Raw genomic sequence first — 2,382 nt, forward strand, 5'->3', positions numbered from 1 at the left:
CAGCGCCGTTGGGATTGCCGAGCTTGGTGCCACGGGCGCGGGCAGCGGCGAGGGCCTCCTTGGTGCGGCGCGAGATGGCCTCGCGTTCGGCTTCGGCGACAAGGGCCATGATGCCTACGGTCAGATCATTGGCTTGGGGCATATCGCAGGCGAGGAACCGGACGCCGGAGTCGCGCAGGGCCAGCAGGAAGGCCGCGTTGCGGGACAAGCGGTCCAGCTTGGCGATGACCAAAGTGGCCCCAGTCACCTTCGCCAGATGCAGCGCTTTGCCCAGTTCCGGCCGGTCGGCCTTGCGCCCACTTTCCACCTCGGTGAAGCGGCCCGCCAAGATGGCCCCTGTCTGGCGGGCGTGATCCTCGATCACCTTGCGCTGCGCCTCGAGGCCAAGACCGGATTGGCCCTGCCGGGCGGTCGAAACCCGTTCGTATGCCACCAGCCGCAAACCTTCCGCCATCCCGCCCCCTGTACACAACTGCCTAACGTTCGTTGCGCAGGAACGTACCATGGGTGCGGGCGGGGACGTAGTCAAAGTTGGTGCGGTGGCTCGCTTTATTGTTCAAGAACAGCATCTTATTGACTTGATGTGGTTCGCGTTCAGAGCGAATCTGGGTCAGCCCGAAGCCTTCGCACGCGGAGACCACCATGCTGAACCCGACTCGCCGCCCGTCTGACAAACGCAGCGCAATGGACGCCTTCATCGAACACAAGCGGGCCATCGACGCCCTGCTGGCGGAACTGGCGCAGCGCAGCGCCGACCATTTCCACACCGACCCTACGGTGATCAACTGGACCGATGTGGCAGGGCTGGCTCGATTGCGTGAGGCCCTGCAGGACGCCCGCGACAGTTCGCCGTGACGGCTAGCGTGACGCCCTGAAGTCGTGACGGCCCCAAGGTCGCACTCCTCGCCTTTCTGCCCCCCGCCCCGTGCGGGGCTGGCCCTGTAGGAGGGCATGGTGCCCTCGGGATAGCGGAGACAGACCATGGCAAAGAACAGCAAGACCGAGATTGCGGCAGAGGCGGATACAGAGACGAACAGCACAAGGGCTTCCGCAAGCGATACGCCTCCCCATACCCCGTTCCGGGCAGGCAGCAAGCTCGCCCTGCTGGTTCAGGCGCTGGAACGGGCGGAAGGGGCGACGCTGGCCGAGATGCAGGCGGCGACGGGTTGGCAGGGGCACAGTGTGCGCGGGGCCATGGCGGGATCGCTGAAGAAGCAGGGATTGCAGGTGACGAACGAGAAGACCGAGGATCGCGGCAGGGTCTGGCGACTGGTGGCGCAGAAGCTTTGATGCCCATAGAATGGCGGCTGCGGGGGTCTTTGCCTTCGCAGCCGCAAGGGGGGGTGCCGTCCACCGGACCGCCCCAGCCATTGCTGCCTGTCTCAGAGGCGTGCATCCGGGCCTGAGATCATCACCTCATTGGCCAGTGCGGGATGGTCGCGATCCTCGGGGCCAACGATCAGGCGCACCACCGTGACCGGCTCTTGTGCAGGTTCCGCCTCGCGCAGACTGACAATCCGCGACCGCGCCGCCGGGGTCAGGCCCAGTTCGGTCATGAACCGCCCCATCAGCTCCAGCTGCCGGTTGGCGATGGATAGCCAGGGCGATTGCTGGACATGGCCTGAGGGCGATTTCAACATGATCGGCGTCACCTTCAGCTTCTCCTCCGCCTCGACCCAACGGCCCCAGCACTGGCAATAGGCCGCCATCGCCGCCCGATCGACCGTGGTCAGCACCCCCATCTGGTGCAGGGTGCTGGCCAATCGATGCCATTCCGCCTGTGCTTCGCCGTCCAGATGGGGTGGACACTCGGGCATGGTCTCGGGCGGCTGCGGCTCGTCATGATTCCAGGCCCGCTTGCCGGGATTGCCTGCGGCCCGGCGCAGGGCGGTCGGTTGCGGGCGACGACCCAAGGTCATGGTTCATCCTCCCAGCCAGTTGAAGAACCGCCGCAAAGCATAGCTGCGCGCCAAGGACAGCAGGCTGAACCACAGCGCCAGCTTCATGGACTGGGCGACGGAAGGGTGCAGGCCATAGGCGGGATAGAGCACCAGCTGCAGGGCGACGGCCAGAGCATAGCCCAGAACCACATGGGCGCAGGCCTCGATCAGGGAGCGACGACGGGATTGCTTCATGACCTGTCTCCCGAACGGTCTGCCGATTGGTAAGGCACCGCAAGGGTTGCGGGGACTGCAACCGGCGTGCCCGACGCGCCGAGCATTCTGTTGTGTTCGGCAATCGCCGCCTGCGCCTGTCGCGTGGCCATCTCGTCCAACATGGCGAGGATGCGTGCGCGTGCGCCGGAATTTTCCTCCTCGACCGCAGGTTCGGGAACCCCATAGTTGATCGGGGCAGTCTCGCGCCAACCGGCTTGGGTCTTCA

The 2,382-nt window shown here is 65.6% G+C and carries 7 protein-coding genes; 2 read left to right on the forward strand and 5 right to left on the reverse strand.

Going from position 1 to position 2,382, the window contains the following annotated elements; all coding sequences use genetic code 11:
- Together IE095_RS18050 and IE095_RS18055 are read right to left on the reverse strand one after the other, a co-directional pair.
- Positions 1–454, reverse strand: a 454-nt coding sequence (locus tag IE095_RS18050; protein ID WP_189413656.1) for a recombinase family protein, incomplete at its 3' end; no start/stop codon positions are given.
- 22 nt (positions 455–476) lie between these two features.
- Complete coding sequence (locus IE095_RS18055) at positions 477–644, reverse strand: hypothetical protein (protein ID WP_229804942.1); 168 nt, start codon at positions 642–644, stop codon at positions 477–479.
- Positions 645–684: 40 nt separating this feature from the next.
- Between IE095_RS18055 and IE095_RS18060 the strand changes: the two genes are divergently transcribed.
- The gene (locus tag IE095_RS18060) at positions 685–855 is read left to right on the forward strand and encodes a hypothetical protein (protein ID WP_189413661.1); all 171 of its coding nucleotides are present in this window, start codon (positions 685–687) and stop codon (positions 853–855) included.
- A gap of 126 nt (positions 856–981) precedes the next feature.
- Complete coding sequence (locus IE095_RS18065; RefSeq protein ID WP_189413663.1) at positions 982–1,290, forward strand: DUF3489 domain-containing protein; 309 nt, start codon at positions 982–984, stop codon at positions 1,288–1,290.
- 92 nt (positions 1,291–1,382) lie between these two features.
- Here IE095_RS18065 and IE095_RS18070 read toward each other — a convergent pair whose 3' ends face one another.
- The 3 genes from IE095_RS18070 to IE095_RS18080 form a co-directional block, all read right to left on the reverse strand.
- Positions 1,383–1,919, reverse strand: coding sequence for a phage terminase small subunit P27 family (locus IE095_RS18070; protein ID WP_189413665.1), 537 nt, complete (start codon positions 1,917–1,919; stop codon positions 1,383–1,385).
- A 3-nt stretch (positions 1,920–1,922) separates the two neighbouring features.
- A complete protein-coding gene (locus tag IE095_RS18075; RefSeq protein WP_189413667.1) occupies positions 1,923–2,135 on the reverse strand; it encodes a DUF7220 family protein in 213 nt (70 codons plus the stop codon).
- A partial coding sequence (locus IE095_RS18080; RefSeq protein WP_189413669.1) for a hypothetical protein occupies positions 2,132–2,382 on the reverse strand: 251 nt, incomplete at its 5' end. The genes IE095_RS18080 and IE095_RS18075, both read right to left, overlap by 4 nt.

The organism is Neogemmobacter tilapiae, from assembly GCF_014652215.1.
GTDB classification, from domain to species: Bacteria; Pseudomonadota; Alphaproteobacteria; order Rhodobacterales; family Rhodobacteraceae; genus Neogemmobacter; species Neogemmobacter tilapiae.

Bases quoted from the DNA above. Each gene is read 5' to 3' on its own strand.
- IE095_RS18055 (WP_229804942.1), bottom strand. From the start codon at position 644: ATGGTGGTCTCCGCGTGCGAAGGCTTCGGGCTGACCCAGATTCGCTCT.
- IE095_RS18060 (WP_189413661.1), top strand. From the start codon at position 685: ATGGACGCCTTCATCGAACACAAGCGGGCCATCGACGCCCTGCTGGCG.
- IE095_RS18065 (WP_189413663.1), top strand. From the start codon at position 982: ATGGCAAAGAACAGCAAGACCGAGATTGCGGCAGAGGCGGATACAGAG.
- IE095_RS18070 (WP_189413665.1), bottom strand. From the start codon at position 1,919: ATGACCTTGGGTCGTCGCCCGCAACCGACCGCCCTGCGCCGGGCCGCA.
- IE095_RS18075 (WP_189413667.1), bottom strand. From the start codon at position 2,135: ATGAAGCAATCCCGTCGTCGCTCCCTGATCGAGGCCTGCGCCCATGTG.